The organism is Rhizobium sp. B230/85, from assembly GCF_019355735.1.
GTDB lineage: Bacteria > Pseudomonadota > Alphaproteobacteria > Rhizobiales > Rhizobiaceae > Rhizobium > Rhizobium rhododendri.
This window is the reverse complement of record NZ_CP072156.1, coordinates 1,596,825-1,620,317: the sequence shown is the minus strand read 5'-3', so window position 1 is coordinate 1,620,317 and position 23,493 is coordinate 1,596,825. Positions and strand designations below refer to the sequence as shown.

Sequence of the window (23,493 nt, the reverse complement as noted above, 5' to 3'; positions counted from 1 at the left end):
CGGCACTGCTGCACAACCGGAATCGGCGGCGTTGGATTTTGGCTGGCTACCGGTGGTCATGATTTCACCCATGGTTGCTTTGAAAACAAGGAAGCCGTGCAGGCGGGGGCTTGCACGGCTTCCTCCACGTTACTTGTCCGCGATCAGCCCTGGCTGAGCGGCAGAGCCACGAAGCGGCTGCCGTTGTCCGACTGGATCTGGAAAAGCGCGCGGGTGCGGCCGTCCTTCTTCGCCTGGGTAATGACCTTGGCGATATCCTGGGCGTTGGCGACCTCCTGGTTATTGACCGAGGTGATCTTCTCGCCTTCCTTCACGCCCTTGTCGGCAGCGTCGGAGTCCGGATTGACGCCGGTGATCGCGACACCCTTGCCATCGTCGGACGGACCGACGGTGAGGCCGAGATCGGTAAGCGCCTTTTCCGAGGCTGGCTGCTGCGGTTCTGCCTGCGGCGCATTGTTGCCGTCGGCCGATGCCTTCTGCTCGGCAGGCAAGGTTCCAAGATCGACGGTGACCGACTGCGACTTGCCGTTGCGCCAGATGGCGACCTCGACCTTCTTGCCCGGCGCCATGGCACCGATGCGGCGTGCAAGATCGCGTGGGTCCTTGATCGGCTCGCCGTTGACTGCGGTGACTACGTCGCCGTTCTTGATACCGGCCTTCTGGCCCGGCGAACCCTCCTGTGGCGACACGACAAGCGCCCCGGCCGCCTCGGAAAGTCCGAGCGATTCGGCAATGTCCTTGCTGACGGGCTGGATCTGTACGCCAAGCCAGCCACGCGAGACGGAGCCTGTCTTGATCAGGTCGGCGACGACGTCCTTGGCGGTCGTCGAAGGGATCGCGAAGGCGATGCCGACGCTGCCGCCGGACGGCGAGAAGATGGCCGTGTTGATGCCGACGACTTCGCCGCTGAGGTTGAAGGTCGGGCCACCGGAGTTGCCCTTGTTCACGGCCGCATCGACCTGGAGATAATCGTCGTAAGGGCCGGAGCCGATGTCGCGGCCACGGGCGGAAATGATACCGGCGGTGACAGTGCCGCCCAGACCGAAGGGATTGCCGACAGCGACGACCCAGTCGCCAACGCGGACCTTCTCGTCGTCGGCCCATTTGACGTAGGTGAACTTGCGCTTGTCGTCGACCTTGAGCACGGCGAGATCGGTACGCGGATCCTTGCCGATCAGCTTGGCATCGAGTTCGGTGCCATCGCTGAGCACGACGACGAAGGCGGCACCGTCGGAGACGACATGGTTGTTGGTGACGAGGTAACCGTCATCGGAGATGAAGAAGCCCGAGCCCTGGGCAACCGGACGGAGGCGACCCTTGTCGGCGTTCGGCTTCTGCTGCTCGCCCTGCATGCCCTTGCCGTTCGGCTGCTGGCCGAACTGCTTGAAGAACTTCTTCAGCGGATGATCGTCCGGGAGGTCGTCAAAGCCGCGACCGAGGCCGAAGCTGTCGTCCTCATCGGCAGCAGCGGGGTTGACGCGGGACTCGACACGCACCGACACGACGGCGGGAGACACGGCATCGACGACATTGGCGAAGCTTGGAACCTGCGGCGCCTGGACAACCACGGCGTCTGCATAGGAATTGGAAATCACGGCTGGGACGCCGGTCGCCAGGGCAGCAACAGCGATGCCGGCGACAGCGGAAGCCTTCAAGGCAGTGCTGCGCGTCAGGCGGCCTTTGATGGTCTCGAACATGTGCGTTACCTTCTCTTTCGTCTGGACTGGCGCCGTGGGGTCAGCGGCGATCAGTTGATGGAAAGGATATAGGATCTTGCACGTTACGGTGAACTGTCCGGCCCATGAAATGTTGGTAATGTTGCAGAATGTTTCCGGCAGGGTGAAAAAACCTTAAGCCGATGTTCCCGTCTTTTCGGTTCCGGGCTGCGCATCGAGACCATGCTCGCCGAGCAGTCGATCCAGCCTCGCCTGCTCTTCGGGGGTGAGATGCGTACCGGTCGGTTTTCCGCGCCGCCGGCTAGCGAATACGGCCATCGCTATACCACCGATGACAAGCAGCGCGAGCGGCGCACCCCACAGCACATAGGTCTTTTCACTGAGCCGAGGCTTCAGCAGCACGAACTCGCCGTAGCGGGAAACGATGTAATCCAGCACTTGCCGGTCGCTGTCGCCATCCATCAGCCGCTTGCGCACCAGCAGGCGAAGGTCGCGGGCAAGATCCGCGTTGGAATCGTCGATCGACTGGTTCTGGCAGACCATGCAGCGCAGTTCGGTCGAGATCGCCCGCGCCCGCGCCTCCAGCGCCGGATCGGTCAATACCTCGTCCGGATTGACGGCAAAGGCCGCCACGGGGAACAGCATGAGGACCAGGAGTATCGCGATTGCGGCGAGAGCCCCCCTCTGGCCCTTCGGAACATCTCCCCCACAAGGGGGGAGATTAGCCGAGACGTTAGAGCCAAATAGGGAAAAGAATGATCTCCCCCCCTGTCGGGGAGATGTCGGCGCAGCCGACAGAGGGGGGTATAGCCCCCACACTCTCATTCCGCCGGCTCCATCGCCACGCGCACAGGCTTGGCCCGGCGGCTGGGGGCGCCGATGCGCAGGCGGCGGTCGCTAAGCGAGACCATGCCACCGAGCGCCATGACGATGGCGCCGCCCCAGATGCAAACGATCAGCGGTTTCCACCAGATGCGCACTACAATGCTGCCATTGGGGCCGGCGTCGCCGAGCGAGACATAGAGCTGGCTGAGGCCGAAGGTCAGGATACCAGCCTCGGTGGTGGCGCTCTTGCGGGCGGTGAAGATGCGTTTGGCCGACGAGACGGTGGCGACCGCAACGCCGCCGCGACTGACGGTGAAGGTGCCGCGATCCTCGGTAAAGTTGGGACCGATGCCGGGCTTCATGCCGTCGAAATGCAGGCTGTAGCCGCCGAGTTCAGTGCTTGAGCCGGGCTTCATGTCGAGGATGTTTTCAGTCTGGAAGGTGCTGACGGCGACGATGCCGAGAACGGTGACGCCAAGTCCGGCATGGGCGAGCGCAGAGCCAAAGGCCGATCGCGGCAAGCCGGCAAAGCGCCGCCACGCGACATCGGCTGCAACCTTTCCTATGCCGGCCCGGAACCAGAGGTCCGTGGCGGCGCCGAAAATCAGGAACAGGCCGGCGGCAAGGCCGAGAACGGCCATCACCGGCCCGCCATGCTGCACATAAAAGAGCACCAGCGCCGCGACGAAGGCAAGGCCCGCCGCCGTATAGAGCCGCTGGAAGGCGCCCAGCAAGTCGCCGCGCTTCCAGGCGAGCAGCGGTCCGAAGGGGACGGCCAGCAGCAGCGGGATCATCAATAGGCCGAAGGTCAGGTTGAAGAAGGGAGGGCCGACGGAGATCTTGTCGTCGGTCAGCGTTTCCAGCGCCAGCGGATATAGCGTGCCGGTGAGCACCGTTCCGCAAGATACTGTGAGGATCAGGTTGTTCAGCACCAGCGCCCCTTCACGCGAGATCGGCGCGAACAGCCCGCCGGACGTCAGGCGCGGCGCGCGGAAGGCGAAAAGCGACAGCGCCCCGCCGATGAAGATCAGCAGGATGCAGAGAATGAACACGCCGCGCGTCGGGTCGCTGGCAAAGGCGTGCACGGAGGTGAGAACCCCTGAGCGCACGAGGAACGTGCCGAGCAGCGACAGGGAGAAGGTCAGGATCGCCAGCAGCACCGTCCAGATCTTCAGCGCATCGCGCTTTTCCATGACCAGCGCCGAATGCAGCAGCGCGGTTCCGGCAAGCCACGGCATGAACGAGGCGTTCTCGACCGGATCCCAGAACCACCAGCCACCCCAGCCGAGCTCGTAGTAGGCCCAGTAGGACCCCATGGCGATGCCTGCCGTCAGGCAGGTCCAGGCCGCCAGCGTCCACGGCCGCACCCAGCGCGCCCAGGCCGCGTCTATGCGGCCCTCGATCAGCGCGGCGACGGCAAATGAAAAACAGACGGAGAAGCCGACATAGCCGAGATAAAGCAGCGGCGGATGGATGGCGAGGCCGATGTCCTGCAGCACCGGGTTGAGATCCTTGCCCTCCGCTGGCGCCGGGTCGAGGCGGGTAAAGGGATTGGAGGTCAAAAGGATGAAGAACAGGAAGGCCACCGAAATCCACGCCTGAACGGACAATACGTTGGCTCGCAGCGTGTCCGGCAAATTGCGGCCGAACAGGGCGACGAGCGCGCTGAACAGGGCGAGGATCAGCAGCCAGAGCATCATCGATCCCTCGTGATTGCCCCAGACACCGGACACCTTGAAGACCATCGGCACCAGCGAATGGGAATTTTCCCAGACATTGGCGACCGAAAAGTCGGAGACGACATGGGCGTAGGTCAGCACGCTGAACGAAAACGCCACCAGCGCGAACAGCAGGATCGAGCCCGGCCGTGCCACGTCCATCATTGCCTGATCGAGCCTGCGCGCACCGACCATCGGCAGTGTCGCGACAATGATGGCGGTGGCCAAGGCCAGAACCAGTGCGTAATGCCCGAGCTCGATGATCATTTGCTGGCTTCCTCGCCTTTCCAGACGCCGTCCTTCTTCAGGCGGTCGGCAACCTGCTTGGGCATGTAGCGCTCGTCATGCTTGGCGAGCACCGTGTCGGCAACGAAAACATCGTCGCCCGGCTCGAAACGCCCCTCCGTGACGACGCCCTGCCCCTCGCGGAACAGATCGGGCAGGATGCCGGTGTAGCGGACCTTGATGGCGTCGCTGCCATCGGTGACGGCAAACTGCACCGTCGTCCCCTCGCCGCGCACCACCGACCCCTCGCCGACCAGGCCGCCGAGCCGGATCAACGTGCCGGGCCCGACCGGCTTCTTGGCGAGGTCGCCGGGCATGTAGAAATAGGCGACTGACTGGCTGAAGGCGAACATCACCAGCAGCACGGCCGCGATGATGAAGCTCATGCCGCCACCGATGACGGCCAGGCGTTTCTGCTTGCGGGTCATGGCGTGGCACCTTCAGGAGGAAGACCCAGCTGGCTTGCGAGGGCCACGAGTTGCTGGCCCTTCTCGCCGCTGGCCGGGAAAGCCACCAGTCCGCGTTTCAGCGCATCGGCCGCCCGCTCCCTGTCGTTCAGCACGGCATAGGATCGTATCAGCCGCATCCATCCTTCGAAATTGTCCGGGTTCTGCCGGAGCTTCGCATCGAGCGTGTCGACCATACCCCTGATCATCTGTTGGCGGTCGCCGGCGTCCATGGTCTGGGCAGCAGCAACTTGCGCGGCATCGGGGCCGCCGGGCGCCTTCGGATCGGCACTCTTCGCGTCCGCAGTCTTCGGGGCTGAAGGCGTGCCGCCGTTCTTGGCGATATGCTCGTTGACAACAGGCATCCAGGGCGCATCCGCCGGAGATTGGCTGGCGAGGGCGGTGAAGGCATTTCTCGCCTCTTCCGCCTTGCCTTCCTGCTCGAAAGCCAGCGCCAGGTAAAACTGGGCGCGCGGGTTGTCGGGCTGAAGCTGTATCGATTGCTGCAGCACTTCGCGGGCTTGTGCAGTGACCATGCCGTCGGAGGCCGCCATCAGTGTGTCGGCAAGGTTGCCAAGCCGATCGGGTGTCGGCCCCAGCAGCCTGATCGCGTTGCGATAGGCAACCTCGGCATCGAGCAGGCGCATCGTCCTGAAATAGATCGGCGCCAGAACATCCCAGCCTTTTCCGTCATCCGGGTGTTCTGCCAGATGGCGCTCGGCCTTGGCGACCAGAACGGCCATGTCGTTGCCGGGATTGTCGAGCCTCGCCTGGAGCGGCTGCGACGGCAGACCGGGGTCGCCGGTCCGCAAGTAAAGACAGAGCCCGAGGGCAGGCAGAAGAACGATGATGAAAGCCTGCGCCAGCCGGTAGGACTTGCGTGCGGTCTGTGCCGGCCGCGTCCTCTCTGGAGCAGCCGAGACTGCGAGCAGGCGGCGGCCGATTTCCGCCCGGGCGTAACCTGCCTGCTCGGCGGTAATCGCCCCTCCTGCGAGATCGCGGTCGAGTTCTGCAAGCTGGTCCCGGTATACGGCAGCTTCGCCCTCGCGGCCAAGCGCTACCGCCTGCGCGCCGCGCAACAACGGCCTGAGCAAAACAGCGCCGACACTGGCCGTCAGTACGGCGACGATGATCCAGAACAACATGGATTTCCAATACTTGAACGGCCAAGACATTCCAATCACCAAAGCGATAATCGCAGAGATTTGAGGCGATTGGTCGCAAGCATCCTAGAGGCGCAGTGAGGCGCAATCATGCCGGGATTTTGTAGTCGCTTGCGAGGCCGTATCATCGCCGCTAAGTCTTGTGCATCATTCGACGCGACGGGAGCTACCGATGGCTGTCATCCCACCGAAGCTGACGGTTGGCGACAGGGTCCGGCTCGTTTCGCCAGCTAGCCCTCCCGAGCGAGAAAGCGTGCTTGCCCAAACCGCAATCCTCGAGCGCTGGGGGCTGCAGGTCGAGTTCGGCGACCACATCTTCGATAAAAAAGGATATCTTGCCGGCGAAGACGACGACCGGCTGGCTGATGTCAACGCAGCATTCATGGATCCGGGGATTCGCGCCATTTTCGCGACGCGGGGTGGCAAGGGCTCCTACCGCATCGCCGACCGGCTCGACTTCGACGCCGTCCGCAGGGATCCGAAATTCATGGTCGGCTTCAGCGACATCACCGCGCTGCATCTCAGCCTTTATCGCCACTGCGGCCTGGTCGGGCTTCACGGTGCCGTCATGCGAAATGCCGATGGAGCCTTCGATGCGGAAAATTGCGAGGCTATGCACGAGGCGCTGATGCTGCCGGGTCATGCCTCCATCTTCTCGCGACCGGCCGAGTTGACTGCGGCGCTCACCACATCCGGCCATGTCAGGGGTCCCCTCATCGGCGGCAATCTCGATATGGTGGCAACGACTGCGGGCTGGGCACTGCCACCGCTGGCTGGCGCCATCCTGTTGCTAGAGGCAGTCAACATGACGCGTGGGCAACTGGACCGCCAACTCACAATGCTCCGCAAGGCGGGACACCTTCAGGGCGTGGCCGGAATAGCGCTTGGCCAGTTCACCGGGTTCGAGACGCCGCGTGTAATGTCAGCCATCGATATTCTAAGGGAGCATCTCGAAACGCTCGGCGTTCCGGTTCTCGGCGGACTGCCGCTCGGGCACGGCATGTCGCCGCTCGTGGTTCCGATCGGCCGCGACGCTGTGCTGGATACGGAGAGCCTGACGCTCTCGTTTCCGGACTAGACCGAAAATCTACTCCAGCGGTGTCCAGGTGCCGTTGTCGTTGCGGCAGGCGGAGCCTCGTGCGACGGTCTGTTTGCCGTCGACAGTGACGGTATGGGTGTACTGGCGGCAATTCTGCGAACCGACTTGATAGGGTGCAGCGGCGACCACCTGGCCGCTCATCGTACGGCCGCTCCAGACCACCGGCTGGCCGCCCGGAGCTGCCTCCAGCGCGCGATACTCCGCTTCCAGCGCGCGCTGCTTGTCGCTGTCGCTCATCGTCAGCCCGGTATTGCCGATTATACCACCGTCGAGCGCAGTAATGAAGGTCGCCGAGGAGTTGCTCTTGATCGGCGACAGGCGCGCCAGAGCGCCTTTTCCTGCTGTAGTACTGCAGCCGGATAGGGACAGGGCGGCCAGGAGGGCGGCAGCGGTCAAAGAGGAAATGCCAAGCTTCATGCAACCGAACCAGAATTAACTGCCAAAAAAATAAAATATCGTTCCGCGGTCTCCACAGGGCATCCCCATGGCGCGTATGATCTTTCTGTCATCATGCCGTCGCTCACGCAACATCCTTTACGATGCCCGGCAGAATTAAGGCTGCTTGCAATCCACCCGCGCTGCCGCGCGAGAGGGTCAGCACCCCCTGATACTCCGCGGTGATCTCGCTGACGATCGACAGGCCGAGGCCTGTGCCGGGCTTCGTCTCGTCGAGACGGCGGCCGCGTTTCATCGCCTCGCGGATTTGATCGGGCTCAAGTCCCGGCCCGTCGTCCTCGACGGTGAGCGCGACCCAGTGGCGCCGGGCGGGATCGAGACCCTTCACGTCCGGGCCGGCCTCGCTGGCTGTGACGATAACCTTTGTCTTCGCAAAACGGGCAGCGTTCTCGAGCAGATTGCCCACCGTTTCCTCCAGATCCTGCTGCTCCATCGCCAGCGCCAGACCGGGGGAGACAGTAAGCTGGAACTCGATCTCGGTATTCAGCCGCCGCATCACCCGAACCAGGCGCTCAAGCGCCGGCTCTACGTCGGTCCGGGCAAGCACCGATTCCCGCTGGGCTGCGATGCGGGCGCGGTTGAGGTAGGACTGCACCTGGCCCTGCATGGCCTCGGCCTGACCTTTGACGAGATCGCCATGCGACTGATCCAGCACGCGCGACTCGTTCAGCAGCACGGCGATCGGCGTCTTCAGCGAGTGGGCGAGATTGCCGACCTGCATGCGGGCGCGCTCGACGATGCGGCGATTGCTGTCGATCAGCGCATTGACTTCGTTGGCAAGCGGCAGGATTTCGCGTGGGAAATCGCCCTGCAGCCGCTCGCTTTCACCAGCCCTGATGCGCTCGAGAGCACCACGCGCCTCGTCGAGCGGCCTGAGGCCGTAAAGAATGGCAAGCGCGTTGACAATCAGGCTGCCGATCCCGAAGACGCCCAACGCAAGATAGAGGCTGTGGGAAAAGGTTTCGACATCGGCCTCGATGACGCCGATATTGCCCGTCACCCGGAACCGTGCCGCACGGCCATCCCCTTCAACGAAAACGATCTCCGTCTCTGCCACCTGCACCCGGTTGCCGACGCTGTCGGTGACGATGTAATAGCGTTCGTAGGACTTGTTGAAAGGCGCTTCCAGCACTGACAGGACCGGCAAGTTGACCGAACCCAGCGAGGGTGACACCAGGGGCGCTGAGTTAAAGGTTCCAAGCGGCTCCACGATCCAGTACCAGCCTGTCTTCGGCTGGGCATAACGCAGGTCGCCGAGCTGCGGGTTGCCTGCCAGCGTGCCCTGGTCGCCGATGGTGACGGAATTGATGACGTTGTAGAGCTGCGCCCGCAAGAGGTCTTGGAAACCGCGCTCCGCGCTATTTCGGTATAGGGTAGAGATCACGAAGCCGATGACCACCAGCGCCATGGCAGACCAGATCGTGGTCAGCAGCAGGACGCGGGCGGTGAGAGACTTAATTATCATTGGTCGGCGCTTGAATACGATAGCCCAACCCCCGGACCGTTTCGATGAGATCAACTCCCATTTTCTTGCGCAAGCGGCCCACAAATACTTCTATGGTGTTGGAATCGCGGTCGAAATCCTGATCGTACATGTGCTCGACGAGCTCGGTGCGCGAGACCACCTCGCCCTTGTGATGCATGAGATAGGCGAGCAGGCGATACTCGTGCGAGGTGAGTTTCAACGGCTTGCCATCGACGCTCGCCTTTGAGCTTTTGGTGTCGAGCCGCACCGGGCCGCAGGTGATTTCGGAGGAGGAATGGCCGGCTGCCCGCCGGATGAGCGCACGGATGCGGGCGAGCACTTCTTCCACATGGAATGGTTTGGCCACGTAGTCGTCGGCACCGGCGTCGATGCCGGCGACCTTGTCGCTCCAGCGGTCGCGGGCCGTCAGCAGCAGCACCGGCATTCCCTTGCCGGACGCACGCCACTTTTCCAGCATGGTGATGCCGTCCATTTCCGGCAGGCCGATGTCGAGGATGATGGCGTCGTATGGCTCGGTATCGCCGAGATAGTGTCCCTCTTCACCATCGAAAGCGACATCGACGACGTAGCCGGCCTCTTTCAGCGCGTCGGCAAGCTGCCGGTTCAGTGTGACGTCGTCTTCAACTACGAGAATGCGCATGTTTCCGCCCAATTCCTAACGATTCGCGATACCTGACGAGGCTCGTCCTACATCGGAACCTTTACAGTCACCTTACGCGGGCGCTCCCCATTGCCCTGAACGAGAACTGTTATGACGCAGCTGTCGCCGGAAGGCTGGACGGACAGAAGCTGACCGCCGGTCTTCTCGACCACCTGCGACGCCGCATCGCTGCAATCCGACTTCGCTCGCGCGACAAGCGTCGGCGTCGTCACCGGCAACACAGCCGATCCCGCCATGATGGCGAGTACCGCTGCTACGCTCAAGGATGATGCCATGCTCATTAACTTCCATGGGGGACAATAACGTGAGCGAATAGTTACTCAAAGCCGTCTGAATGGCAAATGAATGGGCATAGATATCCTGTGCCCATCCTGTATGGGGAACGGCATTCCCCGAAAGCAGCGTTGGCTAGCTGGCTTTGATCGCAGTGTTGGCAGCGATGCGGCCATAGACTGCCAGCAATCCGCCCACCGCGCCGGCGATCGAAACGGCGGAGTTGACGATCGTCGCCTGGTCCGCCTCGCCAAGTTGAAGCCCCTTCATCTGCAGGACGGACGACCCGATCGCCAGCAACGCGCCCCAGATCGTCTTCGAATAGTACCAGTGTTTCCCGTCTTCCATGCTCTACTCCTCTGGTTGAAAACTAAACTGCCACGACGGCGGCGGCCGGAATGCCGATCGGCACCCGCTGGCCCATCTGCGAAATGACAATCTCAAGGTGGGGCTGGGTCGCGCCGAAATCGGCGATCTCGTCGCTGGCCGAATAGGTCCATCCGGCAGTGACGACCTCGACCCGCCTTTTCAGCACGCCGCCCTGCATGAGATCGACACGGTAGCGCTCGGTCGGCTCGTCGAGGGCAATGTCGGACGGTATCCAGTTGTCCGCATCGATCCGCCCCCGGCGCATCCAGGTGAAGACAGCCGCCCCTTCCGCATTCCGGCTCCCGGCGATGTGGACCGGCGACAGCGGCGTCTCGGCGCGGATACCGCCTGCAAAGACGATGGGTCCTGCCCGGTCGCTCGATCCCGGCGCCTCGGCGATCCAGTTGAGTTGCAGGCCCATCTCGCCGCTGGCAAGGCCGAGCGGGTTGACGGCTGCGTCGAGCATGACGAACGGAGCATGTGTGGCAATGCCTGCCGCCATAGCATCCTCCGTTCCCGCCAGCCCGCGCAGCAGGCCTGACAGCCGCCAGCGTTTAGCCGCAATTTCCTCCGCCTCGATAAACGCGCCGATTTCCCACATCCCCGGGGCGCTCTGCACCGCAAAGCGATTGGCGCCGTTGAGCACCGAGATCTTCAGTGCCGACTCCAGCCCGCCATAGGCAAGATCGACGGTGAGCGACTGCGACCAGTCGAACCGACCGCTGACGCCGGGAAATAGTGGCGCCACGACCGAGCCTATCTTGGCCGGACGGTCGAGCATCACGCGCCGGGCAAACGCCTCGGTGGATGGTGACGAGGACAGGACGGTCGTGCGCCACGGTCTGGCGTAGACGGCAGCGCATGCAAAATCGCTTGGCGAGCCGCTTTCGAACTGCGGCAGGTCCATCAGTTCGACGACAGGAGCAAAGACATCAGAGGCCGCCCCGCCGCCACTCGCCTTAACCGGCGTCGAGGCTGAGATCGCGCCGCCGCCAAGCGATGCGAACTCGCGCGCTTCGATACTTCGCGCGGCACCGTCCTCGATGCGGGTCACCAGGAAGCGGCCTTCGGGGCCATCTGCCATGGAAATCACATCGCCCGGCTGGAGGTAACTTGCTGTCGGCGAAAGCGACAGGGTGAACGAGCGGCGCGAGGCCCTGTTGTCGCGCAACAGGTTTTCGGCTGCCTGCAGCGCCGCTTCCTCCGGTACGACGGCGCCGAGATCGTTGCGGAGCACGCGATTCGATGCAGAGGGTGCCCGCCTCGAGCGGACGCTGGCCTGCTCGTAGTCGGCCAGGGGGTCGTAGCAAGTGACGATGGCCTCGGCGGCGAAATCGCTGTCGTGGCCGCGCGTTTCCTGCCAGAGCGGCTGGCCTTCGACATCGACCACGGCGGAAATAAGAATGGGAGCCAGGCTGGCCGCGGCCCTCGAGCGAAACCGTAGCACAGGGCCGTCCTCGGTGACGTCGATCTGGAAGATCTCAAGGAGCGGCGTCAGCATGTCGCGAGCGGAGGTGACATCTCCCTGGGCATAGCCGGAGAGGTCTCCGCTCACCTCGGAAACATCGAAATCGGTGAAATTCTGATCCGTCAGGATGGCAGCGATAACGTCGGCTAGGGTGCCGGCGCCGAGTCGTCCGTTCAGCCAGTGCCCCGTCCGCCAGTTACTCCCGTCGCTCCAAAGGCCGGTATCGACAGGGAACGCAGGATAAGGCCGCGCATCCCAGGTCCAGACGAAGACACGATTGGGATCTACGATGTTGGAGCCGGCCCAGTGATCGTGGTGGGCCTCGAGAAAGCGGCGCTGGACACTGTCGGCGCGCATGCGGTTGGAGAAATACGGCGCCGCAGATTCCACCGATTTCGGGTCGAGAAAGACGTTCGGCTGGTTGGCGCCCTTGTCCATTGCCGGGCATCCAAGCTCCGTCAGCCAGATCGGCTTTGCATGGGGTGCCCAGGCTGTCGGCGTGGTGCGCTCGACACCCCCGACGCGCTCATAATGAAGGCTGCTCCACCAGCTACCGATGTCCTTGTAGCGAAACACCCAGGGCTTTGCCGCAAGGCCGTCCGAAATCGCCGACCGGTCCCGCGCAATCCTGTCAGCGGCGCTTGCGTAGTACCAGTCGAAGCCTTCGCCGCTGTCGATTGCCGCCGTCATGCCCGCAAGATCGTCCTGGATGCGGAAGCCGTCGGGATTGGCCTTTGCGAGGTCATCGTCGCGCCAGTCGGACAACGGCATGTAATTGTCGATGCCGACGGCGTCGATATCCGGCGAGGCCCACAGCGGGTCGAGATGGAAATAGACGTCGCCGGAGCCATCGTCCGGGTGGTAGCCGAAATATTCGCTCCAGTCGGCGCCATAGGTGAGCCTAGTCGCGGGGCCGACGATGGCACGGATGTCTGTCGCCATCGTCGCCAGAGCCTGCACGAAAGGAAAGCTGCCCCCGGCATCGCGCAGTTGCGTCAACCCACGAAGTTCCGAACCGATGATGAACCCGTCGACACCACCCCCTGCAACAGCCAGATGGGCGTAGTGCAGCAGCATGCGGCGATAACCTTCGTCCGTGCCGTGATAGGTGACCGCCGCGCCGTCCATGGAAAAATCGGCTGAGGAGGCCGCGCCGCAAAAAGCTGCAACCTGTGCGCCCGCCACAGCTGTCCGGTCCACCGTGCCGGGCCTGCCGATCGCCGGGAAGGCGGTGATCCGGCCGCGCCAAGGATAGGCCGCCTGCTCGCCTGCCCCTTCCGGATCCGGGAGCCCGTTGCCCCGCGGAATATCTATCATCAGGAACGGGTAGATGAAAACGCCCAACCCGCGCTGCCTGAGATCGGCGATTGCCTGCAATACGCTGGCGTCATCCGGGGTGCCGCCATAGGCAGGCGTACCCTCGCTGAGGCTGATCAGATGGGCGTCCGCGCGGTTGATACCCGACACGGACCACCGACTGCTCTCGCTGTCACGGGCCAGCGTCTCCACGCCGGGGACGATGCGGCAGTGCCCGGCGCGCAGATCGGTGCCGAACCAGGCAACTACGAGTGCGACGCTTTTCAGGTTGGGACATAGTGCCGTCAGTTCGTCGAGCGAGGCCTGCCAATCGGTCGTCGCTGTCAACACGTTGCGGTTGACGGCGCGCATGCTGCCGGCACCGGTTTTTTCGGTTACCCGGGTCGTGCTGTAACCGTGCTCTGTCGAGCCCGGAATGATCGTTACCGCGCGGATCTGCCGCTCCAGGCGCCCGATCGGCCGCACCACCTCGAACTGGAACAGCGGAATGCGATTACCGAATGTATCGAGTGGCAGTCGTTCGAAGACGACGTAGGCAATTCCCCGATAGGCCGGTGCATGGCCTGCGCCCTGCTTGGCCTCGATCAGCGGATCCGCCAGTTGGTCTTCGGAGCCTCTGTAGACGCGCATCTCGATCTGGGTCAGATCCACCTCCTTGCCATCCGCCCAGACGCGGCGGATGCAGGCGATGGGTCCCTCGCAAAGGCCGACGGCGAAGTTGGCGAAATAGCGGAATGTCTCGACACGCGACCCGGTCGACTTGTCGCCGGAGCGCTCGGTGGAGACCTCCTCCTCGAAACGGGTCGCCCATATCAAGGTGCCTCCCAGTCGTGCAGTGCCGTAGAGCCGGATGATTGCCGCCCCTTCGTCGGCACCCGGAATGCGCGCCGTCGCCATTCTCGCACCCGAAACGGTGCGGCTGCCGTTGATCAGCGCCTTATCGACGACGCTGCCCGCCAACGCACCTGCGGCCCTGCCGATCATCGCGCCGACCGGTCCGAAAACACTACCGAGAGCAGCACCCGCCGCCTGAAAGAGGATGGTTGCCATGAACATCTCGCTGAGTTGGACAAGGGAGGTCAGCGCCGGGAAATCCCGCACTTGAAAATACTCTTTTAAATTGTATTGTCGTCAAAGATCGGGAGCAGAAGCAGAAAGCGTCGTACCAGCCGGCGCGTCGGCGAGCATTGGCTACGCCGGCATTGGCAAAGGCCTTGCTCTCGAACATGGAGGTGAGGTTATGTGGTGGTTTCCACTTAGCATCACGCTTACTGTGAGAAAAACCCGGACGGGCTGGTTTGTAACCGTCCGGGTCCACATCATAGCGTAGGCAAACGGTGAGCGAGGTTAGCCCCTCGCTCACCACTTCAAAATACTAAATGTTGCGGACTTTTGCAAGTGATTGGACCACTGGACGCCGTAGAGGCATTGCGGCCGAGAGCGCTTGCAAAATCCACAAAAATTGCATCATTAAGTTGTCGAAAGCAGAAGCAGTATGCGCCGAACCAGCCGGCGCGTCGGCGGGATCGGCCGCGCCGACCTTGGCAAAGGCCTTGCTCTCGAACATGGAGGTGAAGTTATGTGGTGGTTTCCACTTAGCATCACGCTTACTATGAGAAAGACCCGGACGGGCTGGTCTGTCGCCGTCCGGGTCAGCATCATAGTATAAGCAAACGGTGAGCGAGGTTCCAGCCTCGCTCACCACTCCAAAATACCGAAGGTTGCGCCCTTTTGCAAGTGACCGCCCTTGTCTAACGCGGCGGGAAGCGGAACGTGGCGGCCACCCGTCTGCGCCAGGACGGTACGAATGGCGAGCGGATCACGGCTGCCTGTTCGTAGGCGTGGATGAAATGTCCGGCATGATCGAGAATACCGGCATGCTTGGCAGCATGCTCCGGTCGCCAGCGAAACAGGAGGAGATCGCCCGGCTTTGCATCTTCGAGGCACCCGGATGGTCCGAAATGCCGAAGCGCTGCGTTCAACAGACGGTCTTCGCCGCTGCGCTCCGCCCAGTCCTGCGCGTAAGCAGGAGGCAACTCCGGATCTTCGCCGTATAGTTCGCGCCAGATACCCCTGACGAGACCGAGGCAATCGCACCCGACGCCCTTGTTGGCGCCCTGGTGCCTGTAGGGCGTGCCAATCCAGCTTTCGGCGATCTCCAGCACCTGTCGTGCGACATCTTCGTTCATGGAAACAACGGGCTCCCGTCGTGCAGGCTCGTGCCATCCGCATAGGTATAGGCAAAGTCGGCGCCCGGCATGTGCGGGCAGCCGCGAAAGTTGGCGGCATTGGCAAACTTGGCGCGGCAGGTGGTGAATGCCTTGTCGCAACCGGCCGTCAGCACGACGCGGGTGCCGATCTCGGGCGCGTCTGACAGGGGCAGCCAGAGGGTCAGTTGCGTCACCGCGCCACGGGTGGAATGGCCATCGACATCGACCGCGGTGCCGCTATTGGGCCCGTCGAGAAAGACCAGGCTGCCTCGGGCGAAATAGCCGTCGGCGAAGCCGGCAACGCCGGATAGCGTCATCCTGGTTGCATCTTCCACGGACGCAACAAGTCCTTCGGCGCGATATCGCGGCAAGGCGAGATCGATGCCGCACCTGGGGTCGCCGACGATGGCGTCGCAGCGGCGATTGTAGATGCGGCCCTGTGGCTCGGAGAGGCGGGCGGCAAGACTGCGCAATTCCGCCTGAAACTGGCCGATCTGGCGGGTGACAGCGCCGATCTCCTGCACCTTCAAGAGCAGATGCTGGTCGGGGGCGGACCAGTTGACGAGATAGACCTCAACACGAGCCGCGTCGTAGCGGCCGGCGGCGAGGTCCGCCTCGGATATTGCCTCGCTGGAAAAGCCGCCTGTGACGTCGCTGGTGGTCGCGGGCAAGCCGGCCTGTTCCTCGCCGTCGCTGGCTGCAAAACCGCTTGCCGCGAGAAAGCGGGTAGCGAGAAAAGCAAGGTCGCGGTCGTGATCGGTGAAGCCGAGAACGATACCGTCGCGGCGGACGACGCGCCAGCAATGGCACAGCGTTGTGGCGTCGCCGGCGAGATGCGCCGCCAGCGCCGGATCGATCGTTCTCATGGCAAGATCTCCACCAGGGGAATGGACGGGATGCGGCCCGCCTGAAAGGCGGACAGGCTGATATCGATGCGGTCAATGGCAAACCTTACGGGAACATCGAAGGCAAAGCCGGCGGTCACTAAAACACCTGCCGCCGGAATGGCGTGGCTTGCAAAGACGACAAGGCCTGTCGTCGGATCGCAGGAGACGTCGCCTGCCGGAACGGCGATGCCTCCGACGGCCACCAGCACGGAGCCGGCCACCGGCTTTGCGATCCCGCGCACGGACTGCCCGGCCATATCGGCATAGGTCTTCGTAAGCGCGAAACTGGTCGTCGTGCCGTCACCCGTGCCGATCGGCTGGTCGAAGGCCGTGACCGGTGCGCCGGGCGGTGTCGATGCGAAGTCGATGGGATCGCGAAACCTGAAGCCGCAAAGCTGGCCGCTACGGGCCTCGAAGAACGCCAGTACCGCATAGAGATCGGCGACAGATCGGACCCCCGAGCCGGCATCGTAACTGCGACGGGCATCGCGCCAACGGCTGTTACGGCTTTCGCGGCCGTTCGACAGGTTGACGATATCGGTTCGCCGCACCGGCCCGCCGCTGGTGGCCAGCGACAAGCGCAGCGGAAAACGGATATCGTGGAATGCGAGGGTCATCGGTAGCCTCAAAGATTGCGCTGGCCGCGCAGTGCCGTGCGCGCCAGCATGGCGGAAATCTGCGCCTGGCTTTTCTGGAAGCCCTGGACATCCGGCGTGGTGATGTTGACGACAACGGACGAACCGCTGCCGCCCGAACTCGCCACTCCGAGCGAGCCATCCGAGCCGCGCTTCAGCGGCAGGATCGCCTCCGAGCCCGCCTCACCCATAAGCCCGAGATCGCTGCCCATCGGAAAATAGGTTGGCGAGGCGACGACACCGCCGTCGGCAAAGGCCGTCACCTGCCCGGGCACGCCGCCCTTGGCAAAGCCGAAGAGCTTGCCGATGCCGCTGCTCAGGCTGTCCGCAGCGCCGCCGAGTGCCGTTTCGAGCGGCTTCAACCCGGCAGACAGGGCGATATTGGTCAGCCGGCTGGCAAGGCCCTGCAACACGCTGTCGAGCCCTTTGCCGCCTGTGGTCGCAGACGTCAGTGCGCTGCCGAGCGCCGAACCGAACGAACGAGAGCGGCTGTCGAGATCGTCGAGGGTCTGTTTCAAGGCCTGCGCCTGGGTGTTGGTGTCTGAGAGATCGGTTGTTTCGGTCATGGCGTTCCTGCAGATCGTTGCGAGGTTTGGTGGGATCAGTCCGGAAAGAGCACCATCATTGCGGCCAGTCCGGCGCGGTCGAGCGACGAACTGCGCGGCGACAGGCCTCCGGCCATGGCGTGGAATTCAATGGGTGTCATCGCCCAGAATATGGCGGGGGGAAGCCGCAGCAGGCAGAGGCCGACATGCAAGGCACGATGCCAGGGAAAGGCTGTTGGCGCTGCCCTGTCGGCCCCGTCGACTGAATCGCCTGCTGCGGCTAGCGAGGGCCCGGCGATGCCTGCTCCTGATCGCCGAGAAACGTTGCCGCCAGCAGATTACCGACGATAGCCGCCGTGGCAGCGATGCCGCCGCCGATGCCGGCTGCCGCGACGTCGTCGTCGGAATAGACGTTGCCGCCTCCCCGCAGGCCGGCGCCGAGGATGCGGATGAGGTCGGCGGCCTTGAGCCCGCCTTGCGAAAATCTTGCCGCCAGGCCGGCGAGATCGTCGGCAGCGAAAGCGGTTTCGAGTTCGGCCAGTGCGCCGAGCGTCAGGCAGAGGATGCGGCGCTCGCCGTCAATTTCCGCCTCGATCTCGCCGCGACGGCGATTGGCGCGGGCACCTGTACGCGGGCGCAGCATCACAGCACCCCGAAGGTGATGACGCCTGCCGATTCCAGTGCGATATCGAAGGTGACCTCGCCATTATGCTCGCCGCCGTAATCGAGCGCAGATACCTGGAACGCACCGCTGACGGTGCCGAAATCGGGAATGACGATCTGCCAGGAGAGGATCGATCCGTTAAAAAAGGCGGTTCGGATCAGTGCGTCCGAAGCATGATCCTTGAACAGGCCTGAACCGGAAAGCCCGGCGCGCTGGACGCCGGCGCCACCAAGAAGCTCGCGCCACCGCCCGGCGCTCTCGGCATCGGTGATATCCACCGTCTCGGCGTTGAACGACAGCTTTTTGCTGCGCAGTCCCGCCACCGTCTCGTAAGTCCCGCCATTGTCGATCTTCAACAGCAGGTCCTTGCCCTTCTGCGCGACCATTCGGATATCCTTTCAAGGAAAATGCGCCGGGAACGGCGCTTGCAAAATCGGAATTTTCTGCGCGCCGGACATCGGCAAAAGGCAGCGTCCGGACGTCATCGAGATGTCACTTTCAACGCCTCGGCCAAGCTGCTACGCAAGGTCACAAACAGGTCACAAAGCACCGCTTTTCATGCCCAAAGCCTTCTCACCGCGCTCGGCCCAGATCGTTGCCGTCCTCAGCATCACGCAGCTTGTCAGCTGGGGCACCAGCTTCGACATGCTCGGCGTCATGGGGCGCATCGTCGCGCCCGATCTAGGCCTTCCCAACGAGGTGGTCTTCTCCGGCCTGACGCTGATGATGGTGGTCAGCGGCCTCTGCAGTCCGGTCACCGGTCGCTGGCTTGGCCGCTACGGTGCGGCGCGTGTGCTTGCAGCCTCCTCGATCGTTTTTGCCCTCGGCCTGCTGCTGCTTTCGGCGGCAAACGGCATCCTCGTCTACGGGATCGCATGGCTTGTCATCGGGTTCGGCGGCGCGCTCGGGCTGAATGCACCGGCCTATGCCGCCGTCATCGAGCGCGAGGGGATGAACGGCAAGCGCATCATCACCATCATGATGCTGTTTACCGGCCTTTCGGCCACGCTTTTCTGGCCTATCCTGACCCTGCTCAATGCCCATCTCGGATGGCGGGGAACTTATGTCGCCTGCGCCGCCCTGCACCTTTGTCTCTGCCTGCCGCTTTATCTGTTTGCCCTGCCGAAGCCTGTCGTCGTCGAAAAAGGCGAGCCCGGACACCTGACGCCGCCTGTACCGCTGTCACCGGCGGGCCGGCGCAAGGCTTTCCTGCTGATCGCGGCGGCGACGACGATCTCCACCTTCGTGACCTTCGGGCTGGCCCCGTCGCTGCTCGGGATCTTCCGGCAATACGGCGCGTCGCCTGCGTTGGCGCTGCAACTCGGTTCGGCACGCGGTGTCATCGGTATTTCGGCGCGGCTGATGGACATGCTGCTTGGCCGGCGGGGCAACCCGGTACTGAGCGCCATTATCGGCATAGGCCTGATGGTCGCCAGCTTCCTGCTCCTGCTGCTTTTCGGAGCGTCCACGGCGCAGCTTGTCATCTTCACGCTGCTGTTCGGGTTCGGCTCCGGCGTCATGGCGGTCGCACGGGCGCTGCTGCCGCTGGCGCTGTTTTCGCCAAGCGAATACGGCCTGCATTCCGCCCGATTGTCGCTGCCGCAGAACCTCGCCAATGCCACTGCCCCTGTAGTCTTCACCGCCGTCCTCGATTACGCCGGAGCGCCGACTGCGCTTGGAGTGTGTGTCGTTCTGTCGTCGGGCGTACTCATGCTGATCCTGGCGCTCGGACTATTGGTGCGGCGGGCAACGGCGATGGGTGCCGTGCTGGCGCAAGCGTAAGAGCCATAGCCGGTCGCTGCCATCTCTACTCGGTCACCGCCCGAAACCGCATCTCGGCGCAAAACAGCCGCGTCTTCGGTTCGCGCTTTGCCTTCGTTGCGAGATGGCGGAAATTGACCAGCGCATAGGTGGCAAGTGGCAGGGACACGTCCTGCAGGAGGCTGCCGACGATGGCGGCGATCTGCTGCGCCTGTCGCTGGCCGGCAGCATCGGACCAGACCTGCAGCGTCAGAAAATGCTCCTCTCCGGGCTCGGTGGATGTAGAATAATCGTTGCTGGTGAGTTCGGAAACGACGATGCACGGCAATTGCCGGCCGGTGACAAGCCGATCGCGAATGCCGTCGATACCGATCATCTCTGTCAGGGATACACTGCCGGCAAGCGCGGTGTGGATGGCGTGCAACAACTCGTTGGCAGCGGATCTCATCGTCCGGTCTCCTTGCCTGCCGGGTGCCGAAAAGGCGCATTGCCGGAAGCCAAGAGCTTTGCCAGCACTGCCGCGAGGTCTGGCAGGGTATATGTCGAAAGGGCGGTCATACCGACTTCTCCTGGCAATGACAGATCATATAACGGCGGTTATCGTCGGGGTCCTGGGTGCCGCCGATAAAGAACAGCCGGCTGCCCTTGCGCAGCCGCATGCCGGGCACGACATCGGTGCGCCAGCGCAGCCAGATCAGGTGCGTGCGCCTGAATATCTCGCTCGACGCTTCCTCTTCCACCGACCCGCTGACCGGCTCGATCAGCGCCCAGCACGATGCCGTCTCGACGAAGGTCCGGGTGACGCCACCCTGGCCGTCAGGCGTTTCGAGCGGCGCCTCGAGATTGAGCCGGGCGGTCATGCGGCCGGGGTCGAAGAAGGTCGAGCGCATGGTCAAAGGCTCCGGAGCAGGAAGGGTGCGACCAGCCGGTCATAGCCGGGCGGGATCAGTGCCGGTTGGTCCTCGATGCCGACGACGCCGCGGCAGGAAAACATCTGTGCCACATGGGTCAGCATAGCCCGCTTCAGCATGTCCGGCACATCGTTGGCGGTCGGGCCGAAACCGGCGACGAAATCGATTTCGATACCGTTGACGGCGCGGCCGGACGACAGGCGCTGGCGGAGCATAAGCCGCGCCGGTTGCCTGATGCCATCCAGTACATAACCGTCGAGCGGGACTATCGAGGGCTGGCCGAGCTCGTCATAAACGGTAATGGCAGCAATGGCTTGCACCGGACCCCTGGCAATCGGAATCACGCCGTCTTCACAGATTGAATCAAGATAGAGACGCCAGCGCTGGGTCATCAGGCAAAGGCCGGTGCTGCGCTCCAGATGCTCGCGGGCAACCGCGATCAGGCCGGCAACAAGCTCGTCCTCGTCGGACGTATCCAGCCGCAGATGGGCCTTCACCCCGGCGAGCGTCAATGCCTCCGCTGAGGGCGGAGTGATCTGGGCATAGGTCATGGGACATCTTTCGTATGAGATCGAGTAGGCGGCCCGCGCCCTCACCCTGCCCTCTCCCCGAGGGGAGAGGGCGATGGAGCGGGAAGCCGCGCTGCATTCCCTTCTCCCCCCGGGGAGAAGGTGCCGTCAGGCGGATAAGGGGTGCTTCAGCTGACAGAGAACTTGATCAGCTTGATCGCCTCGAAATCCTGCACGCCGCCGCCGACGCGCTTGGTGGTGTAGAACAGCACGTAGGGTTTCGCTGAATAGGGATCGCGCAGGACGCGGATACCGGTGCGGTCGACGACGAGGTAGCCGGCGCGGAAATCGCCGAAGGCAATGGCCGGCGCATCGGCGGCGATATCCGGCATGTCCTCCGCTTCGGTAATCGGGAAGCCCATCAGCGAGGCCGACTGTCCGGCGGCAGACGGCGCCCGCCAGAGATAGTTGCCATCGGCATCCTTGAACTTGCGGATGGTTGCCTGGCTGCGGCGGTTCATGACGAAATTGCCGTTCTGGCGATGGCCGGCCTTCAGCGCATAGACGGCATCGATCAGCACGTCCGTCGGCCCGGCGGTGAGAAAGGCACCGGCAGCACCGGTGGCGATATAGCCGAGATTACCCCAGCTCCAACCGGCATCCGCCACCGATGGGTACGCCAGAAACCCTTTCGGCTTGGCAACGCCATCGCCGGTGACGAAGGCGGTGCCTTCCTGCTCGGCAAAGACAATGTCGACCTCGCTGGAAATCCAGCTCTCGATGTCAACGGCGGCATCGTCGAGCAGCGCCTGGGTGGCGGCCGGCATGGAATAGAGTTCCATCGTCGGAAAGGTCAGCTCGGCCAGCTGCGGCGCGGTGGTCTGCGGCCGGGCGGCAGTTTCCGACACCCAGCCGGAGGCGAGGCCCTGTGTGGTGAACGGCTTTTTCAGGACGGAGCCGGACACCTGGCGAACCGTCGCCAGCGCACGGATCGGCGAGACCACAGACAGGCGACGACCGATCTCGGTGTCGGTCTGGTCGGGCACCAGATAGCCGCCGTCACCGTTGGACCCAACCGACAGCGCCTTGGCTTCGATCTCGCGCAGCCCAGACGCGTCGCCACGGCGAATGTAGGTCTCGAAGGCCGCCTTGTGTTCGGCGGCATCGACGGAGCCGGAAAGGCTGCGACCGAGCGGCGGGCGGGCCTTTTTCAGCACCAGCTGGTCGAGGACTTTCTTGTGATCGTCCATCGCCTTGTTGATGCGGTCGACCTTTTCGCGCGTCACCACGTCCGATGTCAGCTTGCCCTCGATCTCGCCGAGGCGCCGGTCGTTGACATCCTTGAAGGCTTCGAACGCCTCCATGAATTCCTCGAAGGCTGCCCCCACGGTTTCCGGCACGGTCTTAATTTCCATGGCACCACCGCGCGGTGCCGTTGCTGTCTGCTCGCTCATGCGATCATCCTTGTTTGAAGGTTTCGGTCATCAATTGCCGCGCCGCCCGCCTGATGTGGCGGACAAGCTCGGTCTCCCTGTCGCGGAACCACCGCGCATTCTTGACATTCTGGACGCGGGCCGACGGCAGCATCGGAAAGGTGACCACCGAGATTTCCCAGAGGTCGGCTTCCAGGATGCGCCGCACGCCGGATTTTGCGTCGGTGCGGGCCCTCACGGTGCGGAAACCGATGGACAGCCCGTCGAGGGCGGAATTTTTCAAGAGCTGATGCACCTCACGGGCGCGCGCCACACCATCGGCCAGCTGGCCCTCGACATAGAGGCCGCGCTCATCCTCGCGGATGGTCTTCCATGCGCCGATCGGCTCGGACGGGTCGTGCTGGAATAGCATGCGGATGCCCGACGCACCGCGCGTCGCAAGCGACCGGGCAAAGGCGCCGCGCTCGACGCGATCGCTGCCGAGATCGACCTCGCCGAAGACGCTGGCATAGCCGGAAAAGCTGCCGTCGCGGGTGAGGCCCCTGAGTTCGAGACTGGCAAATTTGCAGCTGTCGATACCCATGGGGGATCGAGCAGACGCGCGGGGTGCGGTCATGGCAAAGTCTCCGGATTGCGATGTTGAGTGGCGTCAGGATGCCGGGCCTCGGCCCGCTCCCGTCAGGGGCGGCTTATCCG

26 protein-coding genes are annotated in these 23,493 nt (G+C 63.5%); 2 read left to right on the top strand and 24 right to left on the bottom strand.

What is annotated here, in order from left to right:
* Window positions 1-143: 143 nt before the first annotated feature.
* From J5289_RS07805 to ccmI, 5 genes are all read right to left on the bottom strand, one after another.
* The gene (locus J5289_RS07805; RefSeq protein WP_209183265.1) at window positions 144-1,697 is read right to left on the bottom strand and encodes a Do family serine endopeptidase; all 1,554 of its coding nucleotides are present in this window, start codon (window positions 1,695-1,697) and stop codon (window positions 144-146) included.
* Window positions 1,698-1,850: 153 nt separating this feature from the next.
* Window positions 1,851-2,321 carry a cytochrome c-type biogenesis protein gene (locus tag J5289_RS07800; protein WP_209183264.1) on the bottom strand — a complete coding sequence of 157 codons (471 nt, stop codon included), beginning with the start codon at window positions 2,319-2,321 and terminating at the stop codon, window positions 1,851-1,853.
* A gap of 176 nt (window positions 2,322-2,497) precedes the next feature.
* On the bottom strand, window positions 2,498-4,486 hold the full coding sequence (locus J5289_RS07795; RefSeq protein ID WP_209183263.1) for a heme lyase CcmF/NrfE family subunit: 1,989 nt from the start codon (window positions 4,484-4,486) through the stop codon (window positions 2,498-2,500).
* Entirely contained in the window at window positions 4,483-4,932 is a 450-nt protein-coding gene (gene ccmE / locus J5289_RS07790; RefSeq protein ID WP_111220349.1) for a cytochrome c maturation protein CcmE, read from the bottom strand. The genes J5289_RS07795 and ccmE overlap by 4 nt, the downstream gene beginning before the upstream one ends.
* Complete coding sequence (gene ccmI, locus J5289_RS07785; protein ID WP_209183262.1) at window positions 4,929-6,095, bottom strand: c-type cytochrome biogenesis protein CcmI; 1,167 nt, start codon at window positions 6,093-6,095, stop codon at window positions 4,929-4,931. The genes ccmE and ccmI overlap by 4 nt, the downstream gene beginning before the upstream one ends.
* A 190-nt stretch (window positions 6,096-6,285) precedes the next feature.
* Here ccmI and J5289_RS07780 point away from each other — a divergent pair, with 190 nt between their 5' ends.
* A complete protein-coding gene (locus tag J5289_RS07780; protein ID WP_209183261.1) occupies window positions 6,286-7,191 on the top strand; it encodes an LD-carboxypeptidase in 906 nt (301 codons plus the stop codon).
* A gap of 9 nt (window positions 7,192-7,200) precedes the next feature.
* On the opposite strand, the gene J5289_RS07775 is transcribed toward J5289_RS07780, so the two are convergent.
* The 14 genes from J5289_RS07775 to J5289_RS07710 all read right to left on the bottom strand — a co-directional run bounded on the left by J5289_RS07775 (window position 7,201) and on the right by J5289_RS07710 (window position 18,569).
* Window positions 7,201-7,629, bottom strand: coding sequence for a hypothetical protein (locus J5289_RS07775; RefSeq protein ID WP_142829856.1), 429 nt, complete (start codon window positions 7,627-7,629; stop codon window positions 7,201-7,203).
* Between the two features lie 103 nt (window positions 7,630-7,732).
* A complete protein-coding gene (locus J5289_RS07770) occupies window positions 7,733-9,133 on the bottom strand; it encodes a HAMP domain-containing sensor histidine kinase (protein ID WP_209183260.1) in 1,401 nt (466 codons plus the stop codon).
* Window positions 9,123-9,794, bottom strand: coding sequence for a response regulator transcription factor (locus J5289_RS07765; protein WP_111220345.1), 672 nt, complete (start codon window positions 9,792-9,794; stop codon window positions 9,123-9,125). Before J5289_RS07765 ends, J5289_RS07770 begins: the two co-directional genes overlap by 11 nt.
* A 47-nt stretch (window positions 9,795-9,841) precedes the next feature.
* Window positions 9,842-10,090, bottom strand: a complete 249-nt coding sequence (locus J5289_RS07760; protein WP_142829860.1) for a hypothetical protein — start codon at window positions 10,088-10,090, stop codon at window positions 9,842-9,844.
* A 133-nt stretch (window positions 10,091-10,223) separates the two neighbouring features.
* Window positions 10,224-10,436: a hypothetical protein gene (locus J5289_RS07755; RefSeq protein WP_209183259.1), complete on the bottom strand. Its 213-nt coding sequence runs from the start codon at window positions 10,434-10,436 to the stop codon at window positions 10,224-10,226.
* Between the two features lie 22 nt (window positions 10,437-10,458).
* Window positions 10,459-14,292, bottom strand: a complete 3,834-nt coding sequence (locus tag J5289_RS07750) for a glycoside hydrolase/phage tail family protein (RefSeq protein ID WP_209206600.1) — start codon at window positions 14,290-14,292, stop codon at window positions 10,459-10,461.
* Window positions 14,293-14,617: 325 nt separating this feature from the next.
* Entirely contained in the window at window positions 14,618-14,944 is a 327-nt protein-coding gene (locus J5289_RS07745; RefSeq protein WP_209206601.1) for a hypothetical protein, read from the bottom strand.
* A 49-nt stretch (window positions 14,945-14,993) separates the two neighbouring features.
* Complete coding sequence (locus J5289_RS07740; RefSeq protein WP_209183257.1) at window positions 14,994-15,431, bottom strand: NlpC/P60 family protein; 438 nt, start codon at window positions 15,429-15,431, stop codon at window positions 14,994-14,996.
* Complete coding sequence (locus tag J5289_RS07735; RefSeq protein WP_209183256.1) at window positions 15,428-16,318, bottom strand: DUF2163 domain-containing protein; 891 nt, start codon at window positions 16,316-16,318, stop codon at window positions 15,428-15,430. Before J5289_RS07735 ends, J5289_RS07740 begins: the two co-directional genes overlap by 4 nt.
* Window positions 16,315-16,956, bottom strand: coding sequence for a DUF2460 domain-containing protein (locus J5289_RS07730; RefSeq protein WP_209183255.1), 642 nt, complete (start codon window positions 16,954-16,956; stop codon window positions 16,315-16,317). Before J5289_RS07730 ends, J5289_RS07735 begins: the two co-directional genes overlap by 4 nt.
* A gap of 8 nt (window positions 16,957-16,964) precedes the next feature.
* Window positions 16,965-17,540 (bottom strand): phage tail tape measure protein, encoded by a 576-nt coding sequence (locus J5289_RS07725; protein WP_209183254.1) that lies wholly within the window; start codon window positions 17,538-17,540, stop codon window positions 16,965-16,967.
* A gap of 35 nt (window positions 17,541-17,575) precedes the next feature.
* Window positions 17,576-17,731, bottom strand: coding sequence for a rcc01693 family protein (locus tag J5289_RS29180; RefSeq protein WP_247749020.1), 156 nt, complete (start codon window positions 17,729-17,731; stop codon window positions 17,576-17,578).
* A gap of 68 nt (window positions 17,732-17,799) precedes the next feature.
* The gene (locus J5289_RS07715) at window positions 17,800-18,162 is read right to left on the bottom strand and encodes a gene transfer agent family protein (protein ID WP_142829875.1); all 363 of its coding nucleotides are present in this window, start codon (window positions 18,160-18,162) and stop codon (window positions 17,800-17,802) included.
* A complete protein-coding gene (locus J5289_RS07710) occupies window positions 18,162-18,569 on the bottom strand; it encodes a phage major tail protein, TP901-1 family (protein WP_209183253.1) in 408 nt (135 codons plus the stop codon). The genes J5289_RS07715 and J5289_RS07710 overlap by 1 nt, the downstream gene beginning before the upstream one ends.
* Window positions 18,570-18,741: 172 nt before the next feature.
* Between J5289_RS07710 and J5289_RS07705 the strand changes: the two genes are divergently transcribed.
* Complete coding sequence (locus tag J5289_RS07705; protein ID WP_209206602.1) at window positions 18,742-19,965, top strand: MFS transporter; 1,224 nt, start codon at window positions 18,742-18,744, stop codon at window positions 19,963-19,965.
* A gap of 25 nt (window positions 19,966-19,990) precedes the next feature.
* Here J5289_RS07705 and J5289_RS07700 read toward each other — a convergent pair whose 3' ends face one another.
* The 5 genes from J5289_RS07700 to J5289_RS07680 form a co-directional block, all read right to left on the bottom strand.
* Window positions 19,991-20,392: a DUF3168 domain-containing protein gene (locus J5289_RS07700; protein ID WP_209187368.1), complete on the bottom strand. Its 402-nt coding sequence runs from the start codon at window positions 20,390-20,392 to the stop codon at window positions 19,991-19,993.
* 106 nt (window positions 20,393-20,498) lie between these two features.
* On the bottom strand, window positions 20,499-20,834 hold the full coding sequence (locus tag J5289_RS07695) for a phage head closure protein (protein WP_209183250.1): 336 nt from the start codon (window positions 20,832-20,834) through the stop codon (window positions 20,499-20,501).
* A gap of 2 nt (window positions 20,835-20,836) precedes the next feature.
* Window positions 20,837-21,406 carry a head-tail connector protein gene (locus J5289_RS07690; RefSeq protein WP_209183249.1) on the bottom strand — a complete coding sequence of 190 codons (570 nt, stop codon included), beginning with the start codon at window positions 21,404-21,406 and terminating at the stop codon, window positions 20,837-20,839.
* Between the two features lie 146 nt (window positions 21,407-21,552).
* Complete coding sequence (locus J5289_RS07685) at window positions 21,553-22,818, bottom strand: phage major capsid protein (RefSeq protein WP_209183248.1); 1,266 nt, start codon at window positions 22,816-22,818, stop codon at window positions 21,553-21,555.
* Between the two features lie 4 nt (window positions 22,819-22,822).
* Entirely contained in the window at window positions 22,823-23,413 is a 591-nt protein-coding gene (locus J5289_RS07680; RefSeq protein WP_209183247.1) for an HK97 family phage prohead protease, read from the bottom strand.
* Between the last annotated feature and the right edge of the window lie 80 nt (window positions 23,414-23,493).